Origin of the sequence: Alicyclobacillus herbarius DSM 13609, from assembly GCF_000430585.1 — a bacterium.
Lineage (GTDB): Bacteria > Bacillota > Bacilli > Alicyclobacillales > Alicyclobacillaceae > Alicyclobacillus_G > Alicyclobacillus_G herbarius.
In genome coordinates this window covers 1-25892 of sequence record NZ_AUMH01000027.1, presented here as the reverse complement: position 1 = coordinate 25892, position 25892 = coordinate 1, and the positions used below count along the sequence as shown (strand labels likewise).

26 protein-coding genes are annotated in these 25892 nt (G+C 55.0%); 20 read left to right on the top strand and 6 right to left on the bottom strand.

The window, feature by feature from the left end:
- From H522_RS21215 to fabZ, 11 genes are all read left to right on the top strand, one after another.
- The coding region (locus H522_RS21215; RefSeq protein ID WP_211230698.1) for a zinc ribbon domain-containing protein at positions 1-277 on the top strand (277 nt) is incomplete at its 5' end.
- 151 nt (positions 278-428) lie between these two features.
- On the top strand, positions 429-1493 hold the full coding sequence (locus H522_RS0114985) for a YwmB family TATA-box binding protein (protein WP_026962946.1): 1065 nt from the start codon (positions 429-431) through the stop codon (positions 1491-1493).
- A 178-nt stretch (positions 1494-1671) separates the two neighbouring features.
- The gene (gene murA, locus H522_RS19770; RefSeq protein ID WP_051344337.1) at positions 1672-2988 is read left to right on the top strand and encodes a UDP-N-acetylglucosamine 1-carboxyvinyltransferase; all 1317 of its coding nucleotides are present in this window, start codon (positions 1672-1674) and stop codon (positions 2986-2988) included.
- A 119-nt stretch (positions 2989-3107) separates the two neighbouring features.
- The gene (locus H522_RS0114975) at positions 3108-4259 is read left to right on the top strand and encodes a SpoIID/LytB domain-containing protein (protein ID WP_026962945.1); all 1152 of its coding nucleotides are present in this window, start codon (positions 3108-3110) and stop codon (positions 4257-4259) included.
- Positions 4260-4428: 169 nt separating this feature from the next.
- A complete protein-coding gene (locus tag H522_RS19765) occupies positions 4429-5133 on the top strand; it encodes a M23 family metallopeptidase (RefSeq protein WP_081412188.1) in 705 nt (234 codons plus the stop codon).
- Between the two features lie 218 nt (positions 5134-5351).
- Positions 5352-5648 (top strand): sporulation transcriptional regulator SpoIIID, encoded by a 297-nt coding sequence (gene spoIIID / locus H522_RS0114965; protein WP_026962944.1) that lies wholly within the window; start codon positions 5352-5354, stop codon positions 5646-5648.
- A gap of 112 nt (positions 5649-5760) precedes the next feature.
- Positions 5761-6783: a rod shape-determining protein gene (gene mreB / locus H522_RS0114960; protein ID WP_026962943.1), complete on the top strand. Its 1023-nt coding sequence runs from the start codon at positions 5761-5763 to the stop codon at positions 6781-6783.
- Positions 6784-6933: 150 nt separating this feature from the next.
- Positions 6934-8154, top strand: a complete 1221-nt coding sequence (locus tag H522_RS0114955) for a flagellar hook-basal body protein (RefSeq protein WP_026962942.1) — start codon at positions 6934-6936, stop codon at positions 8152-8154.
- Positions 8155-8184: 30 nt separating this feature from the next.
- The gene (locus H522_RS0114950) at positions 8185-9024 is read left to right on the top strand and encodes a flagellar hook-basal body protein (protein ID WP_051344336.1); all 840 of its coding nucleotides are present in this window, start codon (positions 8185-8187) and stop codon (positions 9022-9024) included.
- Between the two features lie 101 nt (positions 9025-9125).
- Positions 9126-9665, top strand: coding sequence for a CDP-alcohol phosphatidyltransferase family protein (locus tag H522_RS0114945; protein WP_026962940.1), 540 nt, complete (start codon positions 9126-9128; stop codon positions 9663-9665).
- Positions 9666-9845: 180 nt separating this feature from the next.
- Positions 9846-10286 (top strand): 3-hydroxyacyl-ACP dehydratase FabZ, encoded by a 441-nt coding sequence (gene fabZ / locus H522_RS0114940; protein ID WP_035454284.1) that lies wholly within the window; start codon positions 9846-9848, stop codon positions 10284-10286.
- Here the strand turns inward: fabZ and H522_RS0114935 are convergent.
- Positions 10276-10860, bottom strand: coding sequence for a sigma-70 family RNA polymerase sigma factor (locus tag H522_RS0114935; RefSeq protein ID WP_026962938.1), 585 nt, complete (start codon positions 10858-10860; stop codon positions 10276-10278). The two genes, fabZ and H522_RS0114935, sit on opposite strands and share 11 nt — an antisense overlap.
- Positions 10861-11187: 327 nt before the next feature.
- Between H522_RS0114935 and H522_RS0114930 the strand changes: the two genes are divergently transcribed.
- Positions 11188-11724, top strand: a complete 537-nt coding sequence (locus tag H522_RS0114930) for a hypothetical protein (protein ID WP_026962937.1) — start codon at positions 11188-11190, stop codon at positions 11722-11724.
- Between the two features lie 15 nt (positions 11725-11739).
- Here the strand turns inward: H522_RS0114930 and H522_RS20725 are convergent, their stop codons facing one another.
- A complete protein-coding gene (locus H522_RS20725; RefSeq protein ID WP_026962936.1) occupies positions 11740-12312 on the bottom strand; it encodes a spore coat protein in 573 nt (190 codons plus the stop codon).
- Between the two features lie 122 nt (positions 12313-12434).
- The gene (locus H522_RS21610; RefSeq protein ID WP_245578139.1) at positions 12435-12710 is read right to left on the bottom strand and encodes a coat protein F; all 276 of its coding nucleotides are present in this window, start codon (positions 12708-12710) and stop codon (positions 12435-12437) included.
- 177 nt (positions 12711-12887) lie between these two features.
- Between H522_RS21610 and H522_RS0114915 the strand changes: the two genes are divergently transcribed.
- Positions 12888-14285 (top strand): O-antigen ligase family protein, encoded by a 1398-nt coding sequence (locus H522_RS0114915; protein ID WP_026962935.1) that lies wholly within the window; start codon positions 12888-12890, stop codon positions 14283-14285.
- Positions 14286-14408: 123 nt separating this feature from the next.
- On the opposite strand, the gene H522_RS0114910 is transcribed toward H522_RS0114915, so the two are convergent.
- Positions 14409-15119 (bottom strand): YigZ family protein, encoded by a 711-nt coding sequence (locus H522_RS0114910; RefSeq protein ID WP_026962934.1) that lies wholly within the window; start codon positions 15117-15119, stop codon positions 14409-14411.
- 354 nt (positions 15120-15473) lie between these two features.
- On the opposite strand from H522_RS0114910, the gene H522_RS0114905 reads away from it, so the two are divergent.
- From H522_RS0114905 to H522_RS0114875, 6 genes are all read left to right on the top strand, one after another.
- Entirely contained in the window at positions 15474-16187 is a 714-nt protein-coding gene (locus H522_RS0114905; protein ID WP_026962933.1) for an IspD/TarI family cytidylyltransferase, read from the top strand.
- The gene (locus H522_RS0114900) at positions 16184-17209 is read left to right on the top strand and encodes a ribitol-5-phosphate dehydrogenase (protein ID WP_026962932.1); all 1026 of its coding nucleotides are present in this window, start codon (positions 16184-16186) and stop codon (positions 17207-17209) included. Before H522_RS0114905 ends, H522_RS0114900 begins: the two co-directional genes overlap by 4 nt.
- The gene (locus H522_RS0114895) at positions 17176-18438 is read left to right on the top strand and encodes a CDP-glycerol glycerophosphotransferase family protein (protein ID WP_081412185.1); all 1263 of its coding nucleotides are present in this window, start codon (positions 17176-17178) and stop codon (positions 18436-18438) included. Before H522_RS0114900 ends, H522_RS0114895 begins: the two co-directional genes overlap by 34 nt.
- A 26-nt stretch (positions 18439-18464) precedes the next feature.
- On the top strand, positions 18465-19613 hold the full coding sequence (locus tag H522_RS19750) for a CDP-glycerol glycerophosphotransferase family protein (protein ID WP_162143517.1): 1149 nt from the start codon (positions 18465-18467) through the stop codon (positions 19611-19613).
- Positions 19614-19657: 44 nt separating this feature from the next.
- Positions 19658-21919, top strand: coding sequence for a bifunctional glycosyltransferase/CDP-glycerol:glycerophosphate glycerophosphotransferase (locus H522_RS0114885; protein ID WP_026962930.1), 2262 nt, complete (start codon positions 19658-19660; stop codon positions 21917-21919).
- A gap of 1162 nt (positions 21920-23081) precedes the next feature.
- The gene (locus H522_RS0114875) at positions 23082-23882 is read left to right on the top strand and encodes a DUF6270 domain-containing protein (RefSeq protein ID WP_026962928.1); all 801 of its coding nucleotides are present in this window, start codon (positions 23082-23084) and stop codon (positions 23880-23882) included.
- Between the two features lie 53 nt (positions 23883-23935).
- On the opposite strand, the gene H522_RS0114870 is transcribed toward H522_RS0114875, so the two are convergent.
- On the bottom strand, positions 23936-24616 hold the full coding sequence (locus H522_RS0114870) for a YveK family protein (protein ID WP_081412184.1): 681 nt from the start codon (positions 24614-24616) through the stop codon (positions 23936-23938).
- The gene (locus H522_RS19745) at positions 24616-25335 is read right to left on the bottom strand and encodes a CpsD/CapB family tyrosine-protein kinase (RefSeq protein ID WP_035454280.1); all 720 of its coding nucleotides are present in this window, start codon (positions 25333-25335) and stop codon (positions 24616-24618) included. Before H522_RS19745 ends, H522_RS0114870 begins: the two co-directional genes overlap by 1 nt.
- Positions 25336-25704: 369 nt before the next feature.
- Here H522_RS19745 and H522_RS19740 point away from each other — a divergent pair.
- Positions 25705-25892: hypothetical protein (locus H522_RS19740; RefSeq protein WP_035454278.1), on the top strand; the 188-nt coding region annotated here is incomplete at its 3' end.

Genomic DNA, 25892 nt, shown 5'->3' with positions numbered 1-25892 from the left:
CTGGTACGGTAGAACACTCGTCAAGATTGATAAGTTCTATCCATCCAGCAAACGGTGTTCTGATTGCGGCCACATCATGCCGAAAATGCCTCTCTACATTCGGCAATGGACGTGTCCGAAATGCGAAGAGCATCACGACCGAGACGTGAATGCTGCACGGAACATCTTAGCCGCCGGGCTGGCGGTGTTAGCCTGTGGAGAGGCTGTAAGACCCGGGCGTAAGCAATCTGCGAAGCGCCAAGGCAAGCCTCAAGGAAGCAGGAAAGCCAGCGTGTGAGCGTTGGAATCCCCCGGCTTTAGCCGTGGGGAGGAAGTCAACTACCTCCCCAAGCAACTCTACGATTCTAGCAGTCGGATTTCGTATAAACCACCCCGGCCTGGTCGATACTGGCATGTATAGAGCGAACGGCAAACGGGGAGGAGTAAGTATGAGATTCGGGCTGTGGATGGCCGCCGGCATCGGCGCAATGATGGTTCTCCACCAAGTCTCTGCGTCCGGAGTGAAAGCACCGGAACAGGCACCCATACACGTTCCACAAGCGTCCGCAAAGACAGCGGCCCTGGGCCTATCGGCACACGAAGCGGGGCACGCGGTGGGGCAGGCCGCAGGGGACGCGGCACACGCCTCTGTCACAAATAAGCCCGTTGCATCGTCCTCTCAGGCGGGGGCCCAATCGGGTATGAAGGCTGGGGACGCTCAGGCGAAGCGGGCTGATACCCAAGCGCGGCAAGGTGAAGCCCAAGCGCAGCGAGCGGCGGATTACCTCGTTCGGGCTTACGCGGCAAGCAAGGCGCGACCTACCAGTCTTGAGGTGCACACTTGGTCTCTGGTCAACCAACAGTTCACCAATCTCCCGCAATTATTGACTTTAGCCGACAGGGTTCGGCAGGAGATGGCCCAGTCCGGGGCGAAACTAACTCATACGAAAATGCTGAAGAAGGCGGTGGACGGCGAAGCGTACGTCGCAGTCGAAGGGGAGACAGCGGCAGGCGGCAAGATTTCTATCATCCTATCGAGCTTGGATGCGGGTCCGGTATCCTCCCAGACGCTCTTGGTGATTCAGACGGATGAGACGGTCACGAAACTTGCAACCAAACCTACAGCGGAAGTTGCATCGGGTTGGCAAAAACTTCGGAATCGTCTGTCCATTGTATGGGCTGCGGAATGGGCGGGGGCACGCGCGGTGCAGGCTAGCACAGTGCAAACGGCCCCGCAAATCTCAGCTTGTATCTCGGGGCATCGGGATGGTAGAATGTTGAACGGTCAAGAAGATGCTATGGTGTCTCGCGTTCTGGGTTCGGTTTCCGCCCGTCGGGTGGAAGGCATCCAGACTGGGTCACTGCTCAGCATATCCGCATACAGCCCACTCAGTTCAATCCGGCTGACGAGCGACGGTCATAAAATGAACTTGCAGATCGGAGTTCATTATGATAGCTATCACCATTATACCCATGTCGTCATCGGAACGCCTATCATCACCGTCACGTATTAACCGATTCGAAGCGGAGCTGCCGGTACTATCCGCGCGTTTCCGACTGCCTTTCGGTTCGAGATCCGAGAGCCGAGACAGCCGATGTGGCAGCTCGAATCGAACCTTCCGTGCGGGGAACGGCTTCCGTAGACAGACAAGTAGATGGTAGAAGTCCGCCACTTCCACGGAGGTTGACACATTGTCCAAGATAATTATTGAAGGCGGCCACCGCCTGCGCGGCAAGGTGCGTGTCAGCGGCGCGAAAAACGCGGTGCTACCCATCTTAGCCGCAAGTCTTTTGGCCGAATCAGGAACCAGTCAGATTGAAGACGTACCAGACCTGCTCGACGTTCGTCATATGATGGAGACCATTCAGTCGCTCGGCGCCATCGTCGAACGCCGCGGCAATACCGTCCGCATCAACGCAGCTCGGGTTGACAATTGTGAACCTCCGGTGGACTTGGTTCGCCGTATGCGCGCCTCGTTTGTGGTGGCAGGACCGCTCCTAGCACGCTTTGGCTATGTCCGCATCGCCATGCCAGGCGGGTGCAACATCGGCCAACGGCCAGTCGATTTGCACATTAAAGGCTTCGAAGCGATGGGCGCGCACGCCGTCGTCGAGAACGGGGCGGCCGTCTTTCACGCTCCGCCGGGCGGCCTGCGGGGGGCGCGAATTTACCTCGATATCCCCAGTGTTGGCGCCACACAAAACCTGATGATGGCAGCCTGCCTGGCCAAGGGAACGACCATCATCGAGAACGCCGCCAAGGAGCCGGAAAACGTCGATTTGGCCAACTACCTGAACGCGATGGGGGCACACGTGCGCGGCGCGGGGACGGACATCATCCGCATCGAAGGCGTAAATGCCTTGAGCGGAGCCACCCACAATGTGATTCCGGATCGGATTGAGGCCGGCACGTTTTTGCTTGCCGGTGCGGTCATGGGTGAGGGCGTCTACGTCGAGAATGCCGTCTCTCAGCACCTGATGTCGCTCATCGCCAAGTTGGAGGAGGCGGGGGCGCAGCTGGAAGACGACGTCTCCGGAATTCACGTCTGGCCGGTCGACGGCGGCCGTCTGCGCGGGATCGACGTAAAGACCTATTATTACCCGGCGTATCCGACCGATTTGCAGGCCCAAATGGTCGCAGCGCTCAGCGTTTGTCTCGGTTCGAGCGTGGTCACCGAGACCGTGTTTGAGAACCGCTTCCTGCACGTCGCGGAACTGCGGCGGATGGGAGCGCAGATCTCGGTCGAAGGCCGGTCCGCCATCATCGAGGGTGTGCCTCGTCTCTCGGGCGCTCAGGTGTCTGCCACTGACCTGCGCGCCGGCGCAGCGTTGGTGATTGCCGGCTTGATGGCAGAAGGGGAAACCGAAGTGACCGGACTGCACCACATTGACCGAGGATATGACGACCTGGTTGGCAAGTTCCAGTCGCTCGGCGCCCACATCTGCCGCATCGACGAGGAAGGCGCGGGGGCCCGTTTGCGCTTGGTTCCGCTGCGCAAGGAAGGGTAAACGGAAGCGTACGTTTTCTCCGTCGGCCTCATTTTTATTGGTCGCAGGTTCTCTCTACAAGCCTGTCCGCATACCCCTAACTACGGAGACAAGTTCTCCGAACCGGGAGGTGGACAGGCTTGTTGTTTTTCACGTTGTCCTCGCGTCGCCGCCGTTTTCGCCCCGTCCAAAGCGCATCCCGCCGGCCGCGCACGTCCAGCTCCAAGCGCCCTAAGGCTTCTGGATTTTCCCTATCTCCTCGCTTTCAAGCCTGGCGATCCGCCCGTTCTCGTGCTGCCCGGCTCTGGGACGTGGACCCACGCATTCAAGCAGGCCTGCTAGTCGCTGTGGTTTTCTTCACGATGGTGGTGCTTCCAGGCGTGGTGGCAGCCACCGTTCACCAGGCGCGCGGCGCCGCGGACCCGCTGGCGTCCTGGAGCACAAGCCGCGACGCCCAAGCTACCGTCCGCGTGTACGAGACGAAGGTGAAAACGGTGATTGAGGTCCCACGAAACGAGTACCTGCTTGGGGTGCTCGCCGCCGAAATCAACCCGAATGCCCCGATGGCCGCCTTGCAAGCGGCGGCGATTGCGGCCCGAACGTATGTCGTCCATGCCCAGCAGGTGAAAACCAAAGGGCGCACCGACGCGGCCGTCCATGCGGCGGATGTGACCGACAATTCGGCGGTCGATTTGCCCTGGCTTCCCGAAACGGACTGGCCGCAGACGTTCGGGGACGACGCCGGCGTCGTCAAGGCACGCCTCGAGCAGGCAGTGCTCTCGACCGACGGTATCATCCTTACCTACCAGGACAAGCCGATTCTCGCCTTCATCACCGGCACTACCAACGGTTCGACCCGAAGTGCGGGCGGATCGTTAAAAACGGCGGCGCCCTACCTGCGGGCGGTGGCCTGTCCGGCAGACAAGGAGAACCCGGTCACCTCTAGCAAGACGATTGACCGGCGGCAGCTGGCCAAGGCGCTAGGGGTTGGCGTGGATCGCATCGACGTGGCTGGGGTTCGAGTCCTAGAGCGGGATGAGCAAGGCTATGTGGTGAGCGTCGAGGCGGCTGGCAAGTCGTGGACCGGCGAGTCGTTTGCCGCCGCATTGGGACTGGAGTCCCCGTGTTTTTCGCTACACAAAGACGCATCCGGCTTGACCATCGATGTCCGAGGCCGCGGCCCGGGGTTTGGTCTGAGCCTGCATCAGGCGTCGGCCTGGGCGAAACAGGGACGCAGTTGGGGGTGGATATTGGAGCGATTTTATCCGGGTACGCACACGTCCCACGTATAGGTAGTCCGGACACCAATATAAGGTAGCCCGGAAAGGGAGCGCTATAACCGGTAGCCGCAAACGCAGGCTGGGCGTCAAAAAAGCGACTCGCGTTTCTGGAAAGGTTGGGGATAGACAGGTATAGAACATTGATATCGTGGCGACACTGGCGTAATGAGGTGAGCGCCACATGGAGGAAAACAAGAATACCAATCCTTCACAGACAAAGCGAGAGAGAGAGCAGGCGAACACGGCGCCCAAGGCGCCCAGCCCGACCGTCGTGCCTTCGCGCAAAGTGTTTTCGAAACGTTGGGTATATCCAGCCATCTACCTGGGTGCGGCCGCGTTAATCATCGGTCTGATGTACGTCCGCAGTCAGATGCACGCCACCCCGACCTCCGGTACCATTGACGAGGGGAACGTGCCGACCGGGGCACAGACGGCCGATGTGGTCTATACCTGGCCGGTCGCCGAAGGGACGCAAATCAAGGTCACCATGGGCTATTTCCCTGAGCATGGATCGCAGAAAGAACAGGCCCAGGCACTCGTATCGTATGACGGCGGGTATTATCCTCACACCGGTATCGACATCAAGGCCGCAAACGGCAAGGCGTTTGAAGTCGACGCGGCAGCCAGCGGTACAGTGACCGCGGTCAAGGACGATCCGCTCTACGGCAAGACGGTGGAAATTACCAGTCAAGACGGCAACGTCGAGCTGTATGAATCGCTCGGCAAGGTGTCCGTCCACAAAGGCGACAAGGTGACCATGGGTCAGGCGCTTGGCGAGAGCGGCACCTGCCGGTTTGAACAGAGCCAAGGCAACCACCTGTTCTTCGCGGTTGAAAAGGATGGCAAGACGCCGGTCGATCCGGCTTCGGTGTTGCCTAAGCGGTAATCGAGACACTTCGCTCGACACATCACGACGGATGTTGGGCCGTTTCCTCGGAAGCGGCCTACTTTTTTATTATTTCCCCGGACGCAAATGAGAGAAAACAAAAGCTAGAGTGACGAAATGCGCCCTGACAAGCTCTCAAGCGCCTTTCTAAGGCATACCGTGTACACCCCCTCATATACTGTATCAGACCACCTGAGCAGAATGGGGAGGCGAGGGGAGTGCACGATTACATCAAAGAGCGCACCCTGAAAATCGGCGAATACATCGTCGAAACACGCAACACAGTGCGCACGATTGCCCGTGAGTTTGGGGTTTCGAAAAGCACCGTCCATAAAGACTTGACGGAGCGCCTGCCGGAGATCAACCCGGAGTTGGCTAGCCACGTCAAGGAAATCCTCGAATACCACAAGTCCATCCGTCACCTACGGGGAGGCCAGGCGACAAAAATGAAGTATAACAAAGACGGTTCGACAGAAAATTACAAGCCCTCGACAGGAGTTTCCCAGAGTTTGTAGAACTTTTATCAGGGCTCGATGTGGTCATCGTGCACGTCCACAATTCGGGGCTCCACAGCGGTTGCAGGAGATACGCCGAGTCTGATGCTCAGTTGGGGAGGATACGTGATAAATGTTTTCAAGGGAAATCGGAGTGGACCTGGGCACGGCCACCGTACTCATCCACGTGAAAGGACTGGGCATTGTCCTGTTTGAACCATCTGTCGTGGCCATCGACCAGACGACCGGGCACGTGGTCGCGGTAGGTGAAGAGGCTCGACAGATGCTGGGACGGACGCCGGGGAATATTGTCGCCATCCGGCCGTTGCGCGAAGGGGTTATCGCAGACTTCGAAGTCACGGAAATCATGCTGCGCCACTTTATCCGCAAGACTATCGGCAAGAGCATGATGGCCAGGCCCCACTTAATGATCTGCGTACCGGCCGGCATCACCTCGGTGGAGCAAAAGGCGGTGCGGGAAGCCGCGGAGGCCTGCGGGGCCAAAGGGGTAGAGCTGATTGAGGAACCGAAGGCGGCGGCGATTGGCGCCGGGTTAAACATCTTTGAACCCAGCGGCAGCATGGTCGTCGATATTGGCGGAGGTACCACCGATATCGCGGTGCTATCCCTGGGGGATGTTGTGACTTCGGCGTCGTTGCGCGTGGCGGGGGACAAGCTTGATGAAGCCATCATTGCTTATATCAAGCGCGAGCACAACCTGCTTATCGGGGAGCGGACCGCAGAAGAGTTGAAAAAGGAATTGGCGACAGTATTCCCGGACGGCCGTACCGGTGAGATGGGCGTACGCGGGCGCGACATGGTCAGTGGCCTGCCAAGGACAGTGAATATCCGTGCCGAAGAGATGCGGGAAGCCCTGGCGGATCCGGTCGCGCAGATTGTCGACGCGACCAAATCAGTGCTGGAACGGACGCCTCCGGAATTGGCAGCAGATATCTTCGACAAAGGCATTGTGCTGACCGGCGGGGGCGCACTGGTGGACGGATTGGACAAGCTGATGGTGCAAGAATTGCAGATTCCGGTGCATGTGGCGGAAGACCCGATGCGCTGTGTCGTGCGGGGAACCGGGATGTATATTGAAAGCCCGTATCGGCGGCGTTCCACTCCGCGGCCGGTCCGGCGTCGGAAGGCGTGGTGAGCGCCGGCTTCGCGTCGGAAGGCGTGGTGACGGAAGCCTTGGTGATAGGCGTACAGGGGTAGGCTCGGTACGAGCCGGCTGGCTCAGGGGGGCACAATGGGAGACGGAGCACTTCTGTAAGCAGAGAGACCGACGAAGGGAGGAATCCGCGTGATACGCGGGCTGACGACGGCCGCGGCAGGGATGCTTGCGGATGAACGGATGCAGCAGCTGTTGGTGAACAACCTGGCGAACCTGGAGACGCCCGGTTTCAAGGCTAGCGACGGCGCCATGCTGTCCTTTCCCAACCAGTTGCTCGCCGCCATGGCGTATGGTCCGGAGATGGATACGGGCGGATCGACCATTGGAACCTTAGGCACAGGAGTCGTGTTCCAGGAAGGAGTGCCGCTGTTTGTACAGGGTAACCTGACGCAGACGGGCCGGAACCTGGACGTAGGCATCGTCGATACGACGCCAGCAGGGACTTATGGCACCATCGTGGGTGCAGGTGGGAGGCCTGTGTCTGCCGAAGGTGTGGTGACCGCAGGAACTGGCGGGCGCCTCTCCATCGGGGGTCAGCCACTGGCTGTGCTGAACGGGTCTGGCAGCGTCATGCCTGGGGTGTACGCGGTGCGCAACCCGAATTATCACGGACAAGCCCTGGTCGCGGCGGACGGGAGGCCGGACTATGACACAAATGGCAACCCTTCCTATCTGTTTGCGAACCCGAATGGACAGATACTCGGGTCTCCCAGCGACGACGCTTGGGAGGATGCATCCCTGCGGGTAGGCAATGAGGACGACATGGGCTGGCACAGCTTTTTTCCGGTGGCGTACCAATCGCCGGAAGGGCCATCTGGGATTGCGCTGACGCGCGATGGACACTTTTCGGTCGACGCGCAGCACACCCTGGTGGATGCCGCGGGGCATGCGGTATTGCCGGTTGGAGCAAACGGTCAGGTCCTAACTGGGGCACGGATTCGCCTCAACCCCGCCTACCAGGGAACCACCCTGTTTGGCCCGGACGGACAACCGGTCTATGATACGCAAGGACAGCCTTCCTACACGGTCGTCGGCGTGAACAACCAGCCGATTCCTGGGGCGCGCCTGGGTGTGGTGGACGCGGACGTCACCCAGCTGGAGCCGTTGGGCGAGACGGAGTACATGGTGGGGGGCAGTCTCAATCCGCAAGCCGTGACGACATCGCTGCGGTTGGGCACCGGGCGGCTGCAGGTGGGAAGCCTTGAGCAGAGCAACGTCGATGCGACGTCGACGATGACGCAGATGCTGGCTGTCATTGGTCAGTACCAGGCGAATCAACAGGTGATACAGACGGAGGATGCCCTTTTGGACAAGGCGGTCAACGACATCGGCAGGGTGAACCTAGGATAGACCCGGTAACATGGAAAGGGGGAGTTGGCTTTGCAAGCGCTCTGGAGCAGCTTGTCTGGCATGACGGCCGGGCAGGATTGGCTGACAAGCATTGCGGGAAATGTGGCGAACGTACAGACGCCAGGGTATGCCCAACAAGGGGTGTCGTTTGCCGATGAGCTGACGGCGGCGCTGCCGCCATCCGACACGGCGTGGCCAGTTGCGGCGCGCTATACCCCGCCTGGCTGGCGCGGCGGTACAGGGACTTACGCGACGCAGGCGGAGTCTGATTTTGCCCAGATGCCGGTGAGGGAGACGGGCAATCCGATGGACGTGGCGATTGATGGGCCGGCGTTTTTGCTGGTTCGGGACGCAAACGGCCGAATGTTGGTCACCCGAGCAGGGAACCTCGCCTGGAGTCGGCAGGCGAATGGACGGCTGGCGCTGACCACCGCCTCCGGTCAGCAGGTGCTGGATACGAATCGGCAACCGATTTACGCGCCGCCGGGCGCTGTGGCGGGCATGGGGGCCGGACAGGGCACGGGTGGTGTGGCCTCAAGCCTGAAGATTGATGCCAACGGGCAGATTCACTGGGGCAACCTGACTGGGCCGACCATTGCCCTGGTGGACGTTCCGCTGCCGAGTCAATCCCTCGAGCCTGTAGGGGCAAACGCGTACGCGCTGCGACCCGGGTGGACCTTGCGGGCGGCGCAGACGGGGCAGGGCAGTGGGCAGTCGAGCCTGCGCCAAGGGGCTTTGAATCAAAGCAATGTCGACTTGACCGACGCGATGTCGCAGATAATAGAGGCGCAACGGCTGTTTGAGCTGAATGCGGAGGCGCTGCAGTTGACCAATCGTATGATGAGCACTGCAGATGAAATTCATTTATGATGGTCAGGAATCGCATAGATAGATTCGGGAAGGGTCCTGTGGTTGCGTCGCTTGAATATCCGGCGGTATAATTTCCATCGTATAGTAGAGGGGGCCGGGGAGTGAACCTGCCAAACACGCTGACCCTGTTCCGATTTATCTTGATTCCTGTATATCTGTGGGCATTTTACAGCGTGTCCAGCCCGCATAAGGTGAGCGCGCTTTTTATTTTATTGTTGGCTGGCTTAACGGATATCCTAGACGGGTACATCGCTCGGCACAAGGGCTTGGAGACGCAGGCCGGTCAATTGCTAGATCCGCTGGCGGACAAGCTGATGATGGTGGCTGTGCTGTTCTCGCTCATTCAATCGAATCGGGTGTCGTGGCTCCTTGCCGGACTGCTGGTTCTCCGCGACGCGTTGATGATTTTGGGAGCTGCGTTTTTTTACTTTCAAGGCAAACGGGCGGTGCCGAAGGCGAATCGCTGGGGCAAGACCACAACGGTCTTTTACTATGCCAGCATTTGTTCCATCATCTTGGCCTGGCCGGGTGAGCCGTTCTCCACTTGGCTGCTGAGTTTTACGTTGGTCTTTTCGTATGTCACCACGTTTTTGTACGTGGCCAGTATGCGGATTATCGACGTGCATCGCCGCGTGCTGTAAACCGCCGGTGCATTGGCCGCCACGTTGACACCAAAGCCACATCCTCACAGCGGTGCCCACAGCGCGACGGCCAGCGCACCTATGTCAACCCCGCGCCGCATTCGGGTGCGGGGATTGCTTATATTGTGCGACCACCCCGATGGGGGTATGTCGGTATGATTTGGACCTGGAGGGAACCGAATGTCGGATTTGAACCTGCCTTTGTACGCGGAGGACATCCGCAAGATCCTGCCGCACCGCTACCCGTTTTTCCTCGTCGATAGGGTAACCGAACTGGACCCCGGGAAGCGCGTGGTCGGGTACAAACTGGTCAGCGCCAATGAGCCGCACTTTCAAGGGCACTTTCCCGAGTACAGCCTGATGCCGGGCGTCCTCATCATGGAGGCGATGGCCCAGCTCGGCGGCGTGGCTGTGCTGACGATGCCCGAGTTTGCCGGCAAACTGCCGATGTTTGCCGGCATGGACAACGTCCGCTTTCGTGGACAGGTGCGCCCCGGCGATAGACTCGATATGGAACTGACCATCGATAGGTTGCGCGGCAGTATGGGCAAGGGCCAGGGCCGCGCCACGGTGGATGGTAAGTTGGTCGCAGAGGGCACCATCCTGTTTGCTATTGCCTGAGGGTCCCCAGGTTTTTGCGCAGCTTGGCCAAACCACGCTTGCGCCAGGTCTTGACTGTTTCCTGGGAGACGCCTAATGCCGTTGCCAGTTCTTTTATCCGCCACCCGGCCGCCAGCGCCTCTGTAACGAGGCGCTCCCGTTTTGTCAACCCGGCCGTCTCGAACACCAAGGACCATTCCTGCGCGCTGAACGCGTCAAACTGGGAATTCTGGGCCAGGGTGGCGGCTACCTCCCAGGCCGGGATGTCTCGTTCTTCTTCATCCTCCCACTGAATTCTCGCTGCGTGAGTCCAAAGCTTGCGCATGGCGCTTCGCACATCCCCATGAACCTTCCGCCGCGCGTAGGCGGCAAAGGGAACACCGAGGGACGGATTGTACAGGCGAATCGCCGTGAGCAGACTCGCGTATCCCTCCTGAATCGCATCCGATAGGGACACCCTCCAATAGCGACGGGCAATGGCGATGACCACGCCTTGAAACTGTTGCACAATCTCGGCGATAGCTGCGGCATCTCCAGCCTGTGCCTGTTGCAGTCGAATGGCCAACGTGTCCATAACGGATTCCTGCTTCTGCATGACGTTTGTCTCCTTCTGGAGACCGGTCTCCATGGTTTGGCGCGCATGTACAGCATACGGATACGGCCCGGGCGGGATCGACGTGAGAGTGAGCTGGAAGTCATCATAAAAAACGGAGATGAATGTAAAGCAATGTTTAATCCGCTGGACTTACAATCCGAGCGCAACGCACGTTTCCCCATCGGTTGCGAAGGAAACCCTCCATCTGGGATTTATGAATCGAGATTAAGTCCTTAATTTTCAATTTCACAGATTGATAGCGGATTATGAAAGTCCTATACTTCCGAATAGAAGGAAGGCAAGTTGCTCATTTTAGGGGGGAGAGGTATGGATTTTTATACTCCTGAGCGGGGGGTACCCATCTACCTAAAGTACGGGGAGATGCCGGCGCGAAGGGCATGGGTCGCTCAGGTTGTGGGTTGGGTTCCGGTCTATCTGAAAGGGGTTGGCAATGGGTGTGTGGTCTATGGTGCAGATGGGTTGGAAATGGTCGTCGGCCGTGACGCCCGTTGGGTGCGACGGCAGATTGCTGCGTTCCACTGCATTTCTTACGACGAAATGCGAAAAGAGTTTGCTCGCCTGTACGATAAGACGCAGTGCGCGCCGCTCATCGTCGCCGCCCGCGGCTTGGTGTTCTTTGCCGTGAAGGCGCGTACCAAGCTGCGCGGGCGCAACGACGGAGCCACCGGCTATCTCGCGAACACAGCGGTGGACGAGGTGGAATCACTGGGCCCTCAGGCGTCGCGCATTTCCCTGATCGGCGGGCGAACCCTGGACGTACCTATGAGCAAGGCGGCTGTCCTGCAGCGGATGGCCGAGGCGGAGGCGTTTTGGGTCCGATTACATAGGCAGCACGTCTGGTAGTCTACGTGCATTCGTCTAGGCGCTAGCATCTGCAGTACCGCGTAATGGGCCGCCGTCACTTTCGTTCTCGTCGCTGGTGCCGTCCCCATCCCTGTCATCGTCCGACTCGAGGTCATAGGGATAGGGAACGTCTTCCGGCGCGGAGTCGTCCACCAGGTCGGGGGATTTCGGTGACCAAGTGTACGTCGGCCCCGTCTGGACGTAGATTGGAGGACCGTAGACCTTCGGTACCTTGGAGACGCCCGGATACACCCCCATCGTCGGGGGAAGGTATGGATGGACCGCGCTTGGCTTATGCTTTATGGCGTAGTGGGGCGTCACGAACGGCATCGCCAGGGCCATTTTGGCGCTGCGAAAGTCATTCTGAATGACACGCTCGGGGTGGTAGGCAGGGTACAAGCCGCGCGCCATCATGTAATGGAATACCTTTGCGTGGAGACGAATGGCCCGCCGTAAGTGCGCCATCAACATGCGCCGAATCTGTGGGGTGGCCGTTTCGGTGATGGCTGCTGCCGTATTGCGTACTGAAGCCTTTGTGTATCCCAACAGTGCACCCGCGTATATCGGGTCTTGGCCAGCATGGGTCATCAGGAATTCTCCTTTCGGATGTGGGTGAATCGCGCATGATCGTTTGCTCGCTGCCCGAGTGTACCTGGATTGGTCCTGCGAAGGCGCCTGTAAGCCGAAAAGACAGCCCGGGCCGATGCATATCAGCCCAGCGGGGCGCGCGCCTTCAGAGCTTCCATCAGTTCACAGATGCAGCGCTCGCCGGCGGAGATGGCTTCCAGGTACAGCGCGCAGAGAGCGGGGTCGTGGATTTTGCCGGTTACCATCTTCTGTCGCGCCAGGTTGTTGGCTTGAAACGCCAACAGCTCGTGCAGCTCAAGGGTTTCGTGCGGGGCCAGGTGATGCCCACGGGTTTCAGACTCCGGCTTGGAAGTCAATTCCGAATCCATCGGCGCATCAGACTCCGGTGGCAGTTTCATGCGTTCAGTCACTCCCCGAATCAAGGTTCCAGGCGCCCATTTCCCAGGCACCTGGGTACTTCAGCCTATTTCATACTTGGGCGAGGTGCCACCGGGCCGGCAGGAAATAGGCGGATGCCTGCATGCGAGCCCCAGGGCCGGGTCAAAAGCGCATGTCCGGAAAGGGGGTTGTCGGGAATGCGGCTGCACCAAACCCTAGACAAGGTTCTACCGTGGTTTCTGCTGCTCCAGCCGGTTTTGGATACCTTGACCACGGCCAGCCGATATACGCTGCACGCGCCAATCACCTTCGGCATCTTGATCCGGATGTTCATGTTCGTCTTCGCCGTTTTGTTCCTGCTGACGGGCCACAACGTACCGACGCGTCTACGTTGGTTGCTTCGGGCCTACGTCGGGCTTGCCGGCGGCTTTGCCCTCTGCAACCTGCTGCTCAACCATGGGTTGAAACCGGTGTTCTCCTGGCAGTTGGAGTTGATGTACGCGGCGAAGGCGTGGTATTTCCCTATCCTTCTGCTCACCTTTTTCGCCTTTACCTTTCAAGTCCGCCCGGGGTTTTGGCCGGCGATACGAAAATCTCTCGGCATCGCCGCGAGTCTCACGGGTGCCGTCATCCTTTTGGGCAGCCTGACGGGAACCGCCCTGCCCAGCTATCACCATCCGGGAAAGGCGGGGGTGAGTGGGTGGTTCTTTTCCGCCAACGAGGTGAGTGCGGTGCTCGCCCTCACCTTTCCCGTGGTGTTGACGCAGGCGTTAGAGGCGGCGGATCGCAATGAACTTGAACACACCGAACGGAGGAGCCTGTCGCGGTGGCTCCCGGTGTGGCTCGTCTGTTTCGGGTTGCTCGCCCTTGGCACGAAAACCGCGTACTTGGCCGGTGTCGCCACGCTCTTCGTCGTCCCGCTTGCACGGTTAGCCGCGTGGTTGCTTGCTGTCCGAAGGCAACCCCTGAGTCCATACGGACTTCCCGTGCGGGGGAAATCTGGGGCATGGACTTACGGGGCGACGCTGATGTTGTACCTTGGTGTGACACCGTGGGCGCCGGTGGCGGCCAACGTCCACGCGCATGTCGCCTGGATTCATCCCCTGGTTCACCCGGGTGTGACGGGGAGCGAGCCGATGCCGCCTGGGGACGACGTGGAGCACCTGGTCTACAGCAGCCGCGACGTATACCTCGCCCAGGCGGTGCAGCGGTTTATCCAGGAACCGCTGCTGCAGAAATGGTTGGGGGCAGGGTATGCGGGGAATTTCGACGTCCATCCTAAACTGGTGGAGATGGACTTTCATGATGCCTGGTTTGCTCTGGGAGCGATCGGATTCGTGATTTGGATATTGCCGCTGGGGGTTCTCCTAGGGGTGGCCATCTGGCGTCAAGTCTTGGCGATCCGTACGCTGCCCGCGAACTTACCGTACTGGCTGTCCATCGCGCTCGGCCTGGCGGTGGCCGGGATGGCCGGCCATGTTCTGTCCGCGCCAGCCGTGAGCATCTACTTGGCGGCCATCCTGCCTTATCTCATCCATCGGTTGGGACGAACAGAAGTCGGGCAGCCAGGATTGGAACGGCCAGCGGAATCCTGACTGCGCCTCGCGTGTATCCGCCAAGGCAAGGTCGTCCACGCCCGTTCGTCCGGTCAAGGTGAATTTGCCGGGTTCGGGTCAATCGGCCGGGTTCGGGTCAATCGGCTGTTCATCCGGGCAACGTTATCGCGATTCACCGGCGGGATCGTCCGTGGCCCCGGCGTCAGGCCAAACGTCAAACACCAGGTTGCCGGCCTGGTCTTCCCCGACGTATTGGGCAGGGCCCATCTCAACCACAGCCTGTCCGTCGGTCCAGTCGGCGATTTGTTGCGTCAGCGCCGCAGCGTCCGCATAGGGAACCCACAGTGAGAGGTGTACTTGTTCGGTGAACTGTTTGTCCCGAATTACCCATCCGGCGTTTGTCAATTCGTGCTCAAGCTTCCCGAAGCGGCTGTAATCGAGGGTGATGTGGACGGGCTGCATCACTTTGCAAGTTAGTAACTGCCCGCTGTCAATTACCGACGCGGCCCCCTCCGTGTAAGCCCGAACGAGGCCATTGGCGCCGAGCAGCGTTCCGCCAAAGTAACGCGTGACCACGATGAGCGCGTTCATCACCTGCCGCCGCCGCAAAACCTCCAGGATAGGCCGCCCCGCCGTGCCGGACGGCTCGCCGTCGTCTGAAAACCGTTCAATCGGAACTCCTAAGCCCACCGTATAGGCGTAGCAGTTGTGGGTCGCCGTCTTGTGTTCGGTGCGTATGGCTTCCAGGGCCGCTTCTGCCTCGTCCACCCACCGCACCGGCCGAAGCTGACCGATAAACCGCGACTTCTTGATGACGATCTCGGTTTCCGCCGGTCCCGCCGGCGTTAGAAACTCATGTTGTTTCATGGTCATGCCTTAATCGCTCCTCAAAATTCATAAGAGCTCACCCCTTGACAAGGAGCTTGACTCCCAAGCACGTCGAATTTACACTATGTTTGCCGGAACTTAACAGTAACATCATTCGACGGAATTCGGTATCTAAAGGGCGGCACGTTATAGCAGCCTTGAAAGACCTTTGTATGGTTTTATAATGCGAATCAGATAGTAGACATTATCTTGCAAGATCCCACAAAGATCGAGAGAGATTTCGAGACTCCCACATTTTAAGTGCACCTTGTAGATGCGAGTGACGCATCGGTGCTTCAGATAGATTCTATCGAACTCAGGTCGACTTTAGAAATAGACGTGATACGAGGGGGCAGCCGGGTGATCTACGCAGAAATCCTCGCTGGGGGCAAGGGCACGCGTATGGGCAATGTAAATTTGCCCAAGCAATTCTTATCTCTTCAGAACCGCCCCATCGTGGTTCACACCTTAGAAAAGTTCCTGGTCCACGATCGATTTGAAAAAATCCTTGTTGTGGTTCCGCACGAATGGATGAATCACGCACAGGACGTAATCCATCGGCATATCGGATCGGATGACCGGGTGGTTGTTGTAGAGGGCGGAATGGATCGAAACGGTTCGATTATGAGCGGCATCCGATTCATTGAGCAGAACTACGGCATCAACGATGATGACATCGTGGTCACGCACGATTCGGTACGACCGTTTGTTACTCATCGCATTATTGAGGAAAACATCGATTATGCGATTCAATTTGGCGCCGTGGATACAGCGGTCCCTGCGTTCGACACCATTATCCAATCGAACGACGGTCAGGTGATTTCCGACATCCCTATCCGCTCCACCATGTTTCAGGGGCAGACGCCGCAAAGTTTCAATATTAAAAAGCTGGTGAACCTCTACCAAAAACTCTCGGATGCACAAAAGCAGATCTTAACTGATGCATGTAAGATTTTCTCCTTGTCTGGAGAACCTGTCTACATTGTCCGCGGCGAGGTATTCAACATCAAGATTACGACTCCGTATGACTTGCGTGTCGCCGAGGCGATGTGTGAGGAGAAGGAGCTCGTATGATCAATCAGGTCTATCGTTTGGTTGCGACCCGTCAATTCGAAATCGCCTACAAGGGTGTTGATTTACAGGCGAATCATATTGTAGTTCGCCCTACATACCTTTCCATTTGTGCCGCTGACCAAAGGTATTATACGGGTTCTCGGAACCAGGAGGTCATGCGCAAGAAACTGCCGATGGCGCTGATTCATGAAGGAATTGGCGTGATTGCGTATGATCCGGCCAAAGAATATCGAACAGGTACGCCGGTGGTGATGGTTCCGACTCAACCGACGCAATCTGATGCGGTCATCGGTGAGAACTATCTTCGGACAAGCCGTTTTTGTTCCAGTGGCTATGACGGGTTTATGCAGGACTGTGTTTTTCTCCCTCGCGATAGGGTGGTTCCACTGTTTGACGGGTTAAATCCCCATGTGGCGGCCTTTAGCGAACTGATTTCTGTGAGCGTGCATGCCCTCGGGCGATTTGCACGGCGGTCCCATTCGCGCAGAGAAGTCCTCGGCGTCTGGGGGGACGGGAATCTCGGATTTATCACGGCGTTGTTGCTGAAAACTTATTATCCTGACAGCCATGTTGCCGTATTCGGGAAGACTGAGTGGAAACTTGAAAACTTCTCCTTTGCGGATGCAGTATACCGAATTGACGAGATCCCTGCCCAGGTTCAGGTGGACCACGCGTTTGAATGTGTCGGTGGCGTGGGCAGTCAAGCGGCCGTGAATCAAATCATCGACCTCATTCACCCGGAGGGCAGTATCGCGCTTTTAGGGGTCTCCGAGTACCCGATTGAAATGAATACGCGGATGATTTTGGAAAAAGGCCTCACGGTGATTGGCAGCAGTCGCAGCGGACGGGCGGATTTCGTGGAGACCGTGGAGCTGTTGAAACGTCATTCGAATTTAGTGGATTACTTGCAGCGTTTGGTCGGGGTTGTCCGTGAAGTGCGAACGCTGCAGGATATCACCGAGACTTTTGAGGTCGACCTGACAAGTCCATGGGGGAAAACGGTGATGAAATGGGCGATATAGCAACGGCTCGGCTCAATCGTGCAAGGACTGCCCGCTCGCGGCGTGGGCTTTTCCGCCTTCCAGGCTTTAAGGTATGGTCGACAGTGGTTGCCAAGACCATTGTTCGGGTGTCATACTACGGAGCTTGCTTATTCTTTCCCGTGCGGAAAACAAAGGTAACCTTGGCTTCTTACCGGGGGGCTCGCCTGCACGGCAACCTTCGTGCGGTATACAACGAACTACAGAGACGCAAACGGTATGAGTTGGTCGTCCTGGTGCGTAAGTACCAGGGCACTTTCTTAGATAAAATCAGCTATGTATTTTACATGATTCGTGCCGGCTATCATATGGCGACGTCTCGATACTTTGTTATCGACGATTACTACTTCCCAGTGTATGTCGTGAAACTGCGTCGGGACACCGAGGTTATTCAGCTTTGGCATGCGGCCGGAGCGTTTAAAAAGTTTGGCTACAGCATCATGGGTCGTACCGTGGGACCAACCAAGGATTACATCCAACGTGTACCGATACACTCGAATTATTCGGCAGTGATTGTCAGCTCTACGGAGGTGATTTCCCACTACGCTGAGGCATTCCGGATGTCTCCGGACCGAATATTGCCACTGGGTCTGCCACGTACCGACAAGTTGTTAAACCCGGAACAGCGTGAACGGGCTGCGAGGGAATTTTATCATGCGTTTCCGGATTTAAAGGATAAAAAACTGATTTTGTACGCCCCAACGTTTCGCGGGGAGAGTTATAATCAGAGTCGGTTCCAATGCCCCATTGATATAGGGGCCATGCACGAGGTGCTGGGGGATGAGTATCGTTTATTGATTCATCTACATCCCTACATGAGGGGAATCGACTTGTACGGTGGTCCGGTGCATCGAGATTTCGTGCGTGTGAACCTTCCAGGCTTTGAGATTGAGGACCTGATGATTGTATCTGACTGCCTTGTTACGGACTATTCTTCAGTCATATTCGATTATAGTCTGCTGCTCAAACCGATGGCTTTCTTTGCAACAGACCTGGAGAGCTACACGTTGGAGCGGGACTTTTATTATGATTATAGATCTTTCATTCCGGGGCCGTTGTTTTCTGATACGTATGGCCTAGCTCAGTGGATCCATAAAGGGGTCTATGATAGAGCGTCTCTCATACGATTCCGAGAGAAATTTTTCGACTATACCGATGCCGAGGCGACAAAAAGAGTGGTGGATACAGTTTTCTCTGAAGGTGACAAGTAAAAGTGAAGTTTATTCGAGATTGTAGCTTGCTGAAGTCTATCTACAGGAAGATCCATCTTTCTTGGTTCGTATTTGTTTACTATGTATCATGGATCTTCCCGATCAATCATCGAAAGATAGTATTTCTATCGGATAGTCGAACTGACATCAGCGGTAATTTTGAATACATTTTAGCTGAGATTCGGCGACGTTGTGTGACTGCTCAATGTCATTTTTTGTTGAAAAATCGTGCGTATGATCGAAAAAGTCTCAAGGAATTATTCGCTCTTGCCTATCATATTGCGACGGCGAGATTCGTTTTACTGGATGATTATTATCCGATAATCTATCCGTTAAAGATTCGAACAGGGACACATCTCGTTCAGGTGTGGCACGCCGTAGGTGCGTTTAAGAAGTTCGGTTTTAGCCGGGTTGGGCTTCCTGGTGGCCCTGATCCCAGGTCACGCGATCACCGAAACTATACGATGGCGGTTGTCAGCTCAAAGAACGTGATTCCCTATTATGCGGAAGGGTTTGGCATCGATGCCAGTCGTGTCTTACCTCTTGGGGTTCCTAGAACCGATCTCTTTTTTGATAAAGATCAAATGACTCGTGCGTTGACAGAGGTTCGTCGTAAATACAGTTTACCTGACGGAAAACAGGTGATTTTATTTGCTCCTACGTTCCGTGGTCGGGGACAGATGTCGGCTTATTTCCCATTTGAAGTCTTAGATATGGACCGTATCTATCGTGAACTTAAAGACGAGTTCGTTTTCCTTTTGAAATTCCATCCATTTGTTAAGGAAAGAATATCGATACCGCCCGAGTTCCGCGACTTCTTTTACGATGTGTCAGACAACCGGGAGATAAACAGTCTACTCCTGGCTACGGATGTCTTAGTCACGGATTATTCCTCGGTATGCTTTGAATTCGCCCTTTTGGAGCGACCGATGATATTCTTTGCGTTCGATTTAGAACAATATATAAGAGAACGCGACTTTTATTTCGACTACTATGAGTTCATACCAGGGACGTGTGTGCGAACCACCGAGGAGCTCATTAAGACGATTAAAAATCGTCGTTTTAACATGGAAAAGTTGCAGGCGTTTCGGGAGTATTTCTTTGACAAATTAGACGGCCAGTCGTCCAAACGCTTCCTTGATTGGATGATTCACGAGGAGGCTGCCTTACTTTAAGCGAGATTATCCCACCAAACGCCGGTAAGAAGGAGCATTACACCATGACATGGGATACGCAGAATCCCCCTCTCGTCAGCATTATTATGCCAACCTATAATGTGGAGTCGTTTATCGAGGAAGCATTGAACAGTTTGCTACGCCAGTCTCTGCAAAGTATTGAATTGCTTATCGTTGATGACGGGTCAACTGACAGAACATGTGAAGTTATTTCGCGTGTCGCGGCTCGAGACCCAAGGGTTAAGCTTTTGCAAAAAGAAAATGGAGGGCCAGCTTCAGCCCGCAATTTTGGTCTTCGGTTTGCAAGTGGGCAATACGTTTGTTTTATAGATAGTGATGACGTCGTGCCTGAAACTGCGTTGGCCGAGATGGTGGAAGCAGCAAAAGTTCATGAGGCTGACGTTGTGACAGGAGTGCAACTGCGATTTAATAGTTCCGGAAAGTGGTTCATAAAGGTACATTTCGACAAGGGGCTTACCCGTTCAGGTGAACGTTGCATAGATACAAACCCGGAGTTGTTTTATTCTCTTGGCGCAGGGAAGCTGTACAGAACAGACCTTATCCGAGATATCCGGTTTCCAGAGGAAATCAAAGTTGGCGAAGACCAGCCGTTTGTAATTGAGGCGTTCCTTCGTGCGAAAAAAATCTATACTCTCGGCAGTATTGTCTATTACTATCGCGTGCGGGAAACTGAGGAAAAATCGCTAACTCAGATTGCGCTGCAGGACCCAGTTGGGGCGATTACCGATTTGTTCAGGATGGTCTCGTTGGTAAGCCCGAAATTACAGGGAAGGGGCCGACTACTTGCAGATTACATGGAGCGGGTCATATCGATGGATATCTGGCCGCGTGTACGCGCCGGACTCTCATCCCGCGACTGTACCCTTCAAGTTAGGCTTCTCGACATGATGGCGGGGTGGCTCGCTAAATGGGATGACGGTCTTTTAGATAAAGTGCCAGCGGTACGTTATTGGTTTTTGAAGGGGATTATCGATCGCATTACAGTTTTGCGTATCCCTGCTCTCCATGCCTACCGCGGATTGCTGGAAGTTCTCTTTTCTAGACTGAGTCCATCTGCGCTTAAGGCCTTTCAGAAGCAACATAAAATAGTATATCAGGTTGCTTATGAGACCGTAGCCTGCGGCACCATACAGCCTCTCATTAAACATTCCTGCAGGAAGCGTTACAAGGGGGCCAAGAGCAGGATACGGAACTTTGTCTTGAAGCGATTTTGCTTCGGGATTGGAAAGTTACTGCCCGCGCGCCGAGAAGTTGTCCTAGCAACAAACAAATCAGCAGATTTACGAGGGAATTTACGGGCAGTTTATGACCACATGTTTCTCAATAATATCGACGACTGGGGCGTAAGGGTCTGTCTGTCGAAGAAACGGTCATTCCTGGAACTAGCCGGACAGTATTTATGCCTTGGCAGAGCTCAGGTCGTTGCGTTGGACGACTATTATCATCAGTTGTACGGATTACGTCCACGCAAAGGGAGACAAGTCGTTCAGCTGTGGCATGCGTGTGGGGCGTTTAAAAAATTTGGCTTTAGTTCGTTTGGGTACATCGATTCCAATACGCCAGCCTTCGAGGCTTTGGCTCATAGTAGCTATACACGTGTCGTCACGAGCTCGAAAAATATTGCCGACATCTATGCGGAGGCCTTTGGGGTGTCCGTGAGCGACGTTGTTTCAACGGGCGTGCCTCGTACGGATATCTTTTTTGACAAAGAGCTCATAGAGTATACCCGACGAAAATATCGGCTGCGTTATCCACTAATCCGAGGAAAAAAAGTGATTTTATATGCGCCAACGTTTCGCGGTCGCCCGAATCAGCGGACGAGCTTTGACCTACAGTTGAATCTCAAGAAAATGAAAGAAGAGTTAGCGGCGGACTATGTTCTATTATTAAAGCTTCATCCGTCCGTAAAGAACGCACTCAACCTAGATGCGGGTCTTGATGATTTTGTAATCGACGTATCGCATGTGCCCGAGATTAACGAACTCCTCTTATCGGCTGATGTATTGATTACGGACTACTCGTCGATCGTTTTTGAATTCAGCTTACTTCGCAGGCCCATGATATTTTTCGCCTATGACCTTAAGGATTATTTATTTGAACGTGGGTTTTACTATAACTACGAGGAGTTTGTTCCGGGACCAATTGCTTATACAACAGAAGAGGTAATCTATCACATCTTAAATCCGAATAAAGATCTCTCTGTTGTGGAGAACTTTTCCCGCTATTTCTTTGATCGTTTTGACGGTGAGTCCACCAAGCGTTTTGTAGCTGAGTTCCTCAAATAGGATAGGCTCGGGGCCTTATTTGGAAGCTGTCATATCCGGAGGGATGCTTGTGTTATGTCTCGTGATTGCGGTCAATCACCTTAGTCAGTTTTCCTGTCTGGAAAGATATTCGGGATTAAAGAGTTTATACGGGGTTGATATTCGAGTTCTCTGTGAGCCCGAATTACAAAATGAAGCGAAAACCGTACTTGAAAGGAAACAGTTACCAACATACGACAATCTGGTCGCTCTTTTGAGGAGTACACGCGGGGATTTATTTACATTTGTATCGGGGTCGCGGTTTGATCCGACCCTCTTTGACGATCTCGCGAAATGTATTCCGTCGTGTGCGAATGATCGTAGCGATGTTTTTGTGACAGAATCAATTTACAGTACCACAAAATGTGTTTCTAGTGTCGATGAAGCACCTTGGCTGTTTGAAATTTGCACATCAGAAGTTTACCTGTTTTCGCGTAGATTTCTAGAAAGCCTTGATTTGGGATACGCGCGGGCTTCGAATCTTCACTCCTGCGTTGGACACTGGCTTGTAGAGGCACAAGGGATTACGATATTTCCTCAACGAAGCTTAAGCTTACTTGATAGTGAGTCTGAGACAGTGCGTTATCCAGATCGTCTCATCGCTTGTATTGTTCGCAAGCTAACGGAATACTCTGATCGTCTGGAGTCATTAGGTCTGAATAAATATGTTGCGCGTGACCTCACTGCAGGTTTTTGCGATACTTTAGTGGATCGGTATCTAGGGCCGGTTTACCAAAATGTCCTAACTAATGGTACAAGGCGGGACCAAAAGCGCCTTTTTGTCGAGATGGAGAGGTGGCTGAATGGGATCGACCGGACCTTGCTAAACCAAGTGCCATCTATTCCCTACTACTTTGTACGGAATACCATCGACCGATACTTGTCCTTGAAGATAGGAGTCAGGCGGAAACATTTACGGATACTCAAGCTGATATTTAAAAACATGCACTATAATTTTGTGCTGGAGTGTTGCACCAAGCATAAATACCTGTATCCAGCGGCATTGAAGGCTGCATCGTGGAATTCCACGATTCCTATCATATGGTACCTGTTGAAGAGAAAACTTCGAGGAAAGGCAGGAAAGCGAACGCAGAAAGCAAACAACATGACAGCCAATTTGCAGGCTAGGGGCTGAGAACTACGTATGAAAATTGCTGTGTTGGGGAGCTGCGTTACTCGAGATGCATTTAATTCAAAGTTTAACCCCGACTACAAGGCCTACTACGAGTGTGGTCTTACGCAAAATCAATCGTCGATCATTAGTCTTATGACTCCCGAAATTCCGTATGACCCACAATTGATTGACAACCTAAGTCCGTATGATACGTGGAATGTACGCACTGAGTTTACCAAGGAATTTTTAAAACTCATCAGAGACTATGATCCGGATTGTTTGCTGATTGATTTTTTTGGAGATATCCATTTCGGGTGTATATGCTTAGGCGACGACCGATTTATCACCAACAACCGTTGGAAGGTCTGGAAGACCACGTTCTACAAGAATCTAAAACAGGACAACAGGTTACATGTAATTAATATCGACGAGGATGCGGAGTCGTATTTTAAGCTCTGGACCGTGTATGCCGATAAATTGTTTGAATACCTGCGCACTGTAGTGCCAGGATGTCGGATTGTCATTCACCAGGCCCGAAATGTCGACTTTTATATGAGCAACGATGGTGATCTGAAGAGGTTAAGTTCAAGTGGCAAAGTCAAAAGGATCAATGTCGACACGTACAATGAGATGTGGTCCCGTATGGACGAATACGCGATTATACGACATGGGGTCGAGAGCCTAGACTTGTTCCATGATGACAATACAGCTTATACATCCTTTGAGGCTCACCCTTGGGGACCGTTCTATGTTCATTACACGATGGATTACTATGTTCGGTTTCTCGATTGTCTGGGACAACTCCTTGGTCACCCGGCACTACCACGATGAGCTCATATATGTGTATAGAAAAAGGTGAGGTCGCGCCCCACCTCTTGCTCCATCTATTCCCCTTCATAATCCACAATCGTGCCGATGACTGGCAGCTTCAGGTAGCGAGTGACCTCTTCCTCCGTCTTCAACCGGGTGTCGAGGTACTCGAGCAAGAACGCGAGTCCGATACTCACCATCAATCCAAGCACGAGGGCGATGGCCAGATTCAGTTTCTTGTTCGGCTTGACCGGAGTCGGAGCTTTTGGTGTAACGGCCGGATCGACAATTTGGACGTTCTTGACGTCCATGAGGGACTCGGCTTTCCGTTGAAAGATTTGCGCCAAGGTATTCGCAATGCGCGTGGCCAATTTCGGGCTTGGGTTGGTGACGGTCACCTGAATCACCTGGGACTGGTCAGGCGCCGAGACGTCAATCATACTGTCCAACTGTTGTGGGGTATAGTCCAGGGATAAGTCTGCGATGACCGCCCGTTCCATGGTGGCGCTCTTGATAATGTCACTGTAGGTTTTGACCAGCGCCTGGTTGGCCATCACGGTCTGGTACTCCATGCCAGGCTGGTTATCACTCGACTTCTGGTTGACCAGCAGCGTGGTGGTCGACTGGTACTGCGGGGTCAGAACAAAAAAGGACAGCACCCCGCTGATGATGACCGCAATGATAGGGATGGCCACGACCAGTTTCCACCGCTTGCGGATGACGTTCCAATACTCTCGAAGTTCTAGTTCCTCCATCAACGACCCTCCGCACTCGCGCGTGCGCCGGCTTTGATGCCTGCATCATAGTAGTAGTAATAATAGCCTTCCGACTTCCGCGGTACGCGGTTCAGCACAACCCCGAGGATACGGGCTTCCACCTGCTGCAGCATGCCGACCGCCTTTTGCGCAAAATTCCGGTTGGTGTGCTGAGCGTCGACGACCAAAACCGTTCCGTCCGCGATACGGGTCAGAATTAGCGCGTCGGTCACCGCCAGGACAGGCGGCGCGTCGATATAGACGTAATCAAATTCGCTGCGGGCCCATTGAATCAGGTCAGCGAATCCTTTACTGGCCAACATTTCGGACGGATTGGGCGGAATGGGGCCGCTGGGGAGCAGAAACAGATTCGGAATTCCGCTGTGTAGGACGCATTGGTCGAGTTTACGTTCCTGAATCAGCAGATTGCTCAGTCCGTCTAAGTTGGACGCCTCAAAGCGTTGGTGTACCTGGGGTTTGCGCAAGTCTGCGTCCAGCAGCAGCACCCGTTTGCCCGACTGGGCGGTCACGATGGCGAGGTTACAGATGGTCGAGGTTTTTCCTTCGCCTGGCTCACTGCTGGTGACGAGGATGACCTTGGTCTCTTCGGCCACGCCAGCAAATTGAAGATTCGTGCGTATCATTCGATAGGCTTCAGTAACGGGCGACTTCGGATTCGCCGCTGCGATGGGTTTAGGATAACGGTTGGATAACGCCACGCCCTTACTCTCCTTGCGCTCAACATTGTGTGGTCAAGAACCTATCGTGTTGTGAAGGATAGCCTGCAAAATTCGACAGAAATCGCAGAGCAACACGATTCTATTTTACTATAAGTCGGGGGATTGGTGAAGATAGGAAGGGCTTATCCGCGCGGCGCCGAGAGGCGATAAGTTCCATCCTATTTTACCGGGATGCGCCGTAAAGCCCCGCGCTTTAGTGCTGGGGATATAAGGCGCTCGCCGTCAGGCGAAATCTTTTGCCTGGGTGAGCAGCAGTCGATCGGTCGCCGTGATATACTCCTGTTATGGAATACACATCCAATCAGAACGTTTTCTACTCTTGCAATACCATGTCGTGGGGTGCCCCGCTTGCGGTCATCAAGCAGTACATCGAAAACCAAAAGCACGTATGAAAAGAAAAAACGCACTCCCTCGTTTGTCTGTGAGATTCCGCTGCGGGTCACCCGGCGCCAGGAGCAGATTCTGGAGGCGCGGTTTGAAGCCGGCCGCCAGATGTATAATGCCGTTTTGGGCGAAGCCAAGAACCGGCTCGCGCT

What these genes read in the sequence shown, in the direction of transcription:
- H522_RS0114870 (WP_081412184.1), bottom strand. Translation starts at nt 24,616, where the DNA reads ATGGAGGAACTAGAACTTCGAGAGTATTGGAACGTCATCCGCAAGCGG.
- H522_RS20725 (WP_026962936.1), bottom strand. Translation starts at nt 12,312, where the DNA reads ATGACCCATGCTGGCCAAGACCCGATATACGCGGGTGCACTGTTGGGA.
- H522_RS0114930 (WP_026962937.1), top strand. Translation starts at nt 11,188, where the DNA reads ATGGATTTTTATACTCCTGAGCGGGGGGTACCCATCTACCTAAAGTAC.
- H522_RS0114900 (WP_026962932.1), top strand. Translation starts at nt 16,184, where the DNA reads ATGATCAATCAGGTCTATCGTTTGGTTGCGACCCGTCAATTCGAAATC.
- H522_RS0114915 (WP_026962935.1), top strand. Translation starts at nt 12,888, where the DNA reads ATGCGGCTGCACCAAACCCTAGACAAGGTTCTACCGTGGTTTCTGCTG.
- mreB (WP_026962943.1), top strand. Translation starts at nt 5,761, where the DNA reads ATGTTTTCAAGGGAAATCGGAGTGGACCTGGGCACGGCCACCGTACTC.
- H522_RS0114985 (WP_026962946.1), top strand. Translation starts at nt 429, where the DNA reads ATGAGATTCGGGCTGTGGATGGCCGCCGGCATCGGCGCAATGATGGTT.
- H522_RS0114875 (WP_026962928.1), top strand. Translation starts at nt 23,082, where the DNA reads ATGAAAATTGCTGTGTTGGGGAGCTGCGTTACTCGAGATGCATTTAAT.
- H522_RS0114935 (WP_026962938.1), bottom strand. Translation starts at nt 10,860, where the DNA reads ATGCAGAAGCAGGAATCCGTTATGGACACGTTGGCCATTCGACTGCAA.
- H522_RS19765 (WP_081412188.1), top strand. Translation starts at nt 4,429, where the DNA reads ATGGAGGAAAACAAGAATACCAATCCTTCACAGACAAAGCGAGAGAGA.
- H522_RS21610 (WP_245578139.1), bottom strand. Translation starts at nt 12,710, where the DNA reads ATGAAACTGCCACCGGAGTCTGATGCGCCGATGGATTCGGAATTGACT.
- H522_RS0114895 (WP_081412185.1), top strand. Translation starts at nt 17,176, where the DNA reads ATGGGGGAAAACGGTGATGAAATGGGCGATATAGCAACGGCTCGGCTC.
- H522_RS0114910 (WP_026962934.1), bottom strand. Translation starts at nt 15,119, where the DNA reads ATGACCATGAAACAACATGAGTTTCTAACGCCGGCGGGACCGGCGGAA.
- H522_RS0114885 (WP_026962930.1), top strand. Translation starts at nt 19,658, where the DNA reads ATGACATGGGATACGCAGAATCCCCCTCTCGTCAGCATTATTATGCCA.
- fabZ (WP_035454284.1), top strand. Translation starts at nt 9,846, where the DNA reads ATGTCGGATTTGAACCTGCCTTTGTACGCGGAGGACATCCGCAAGATC.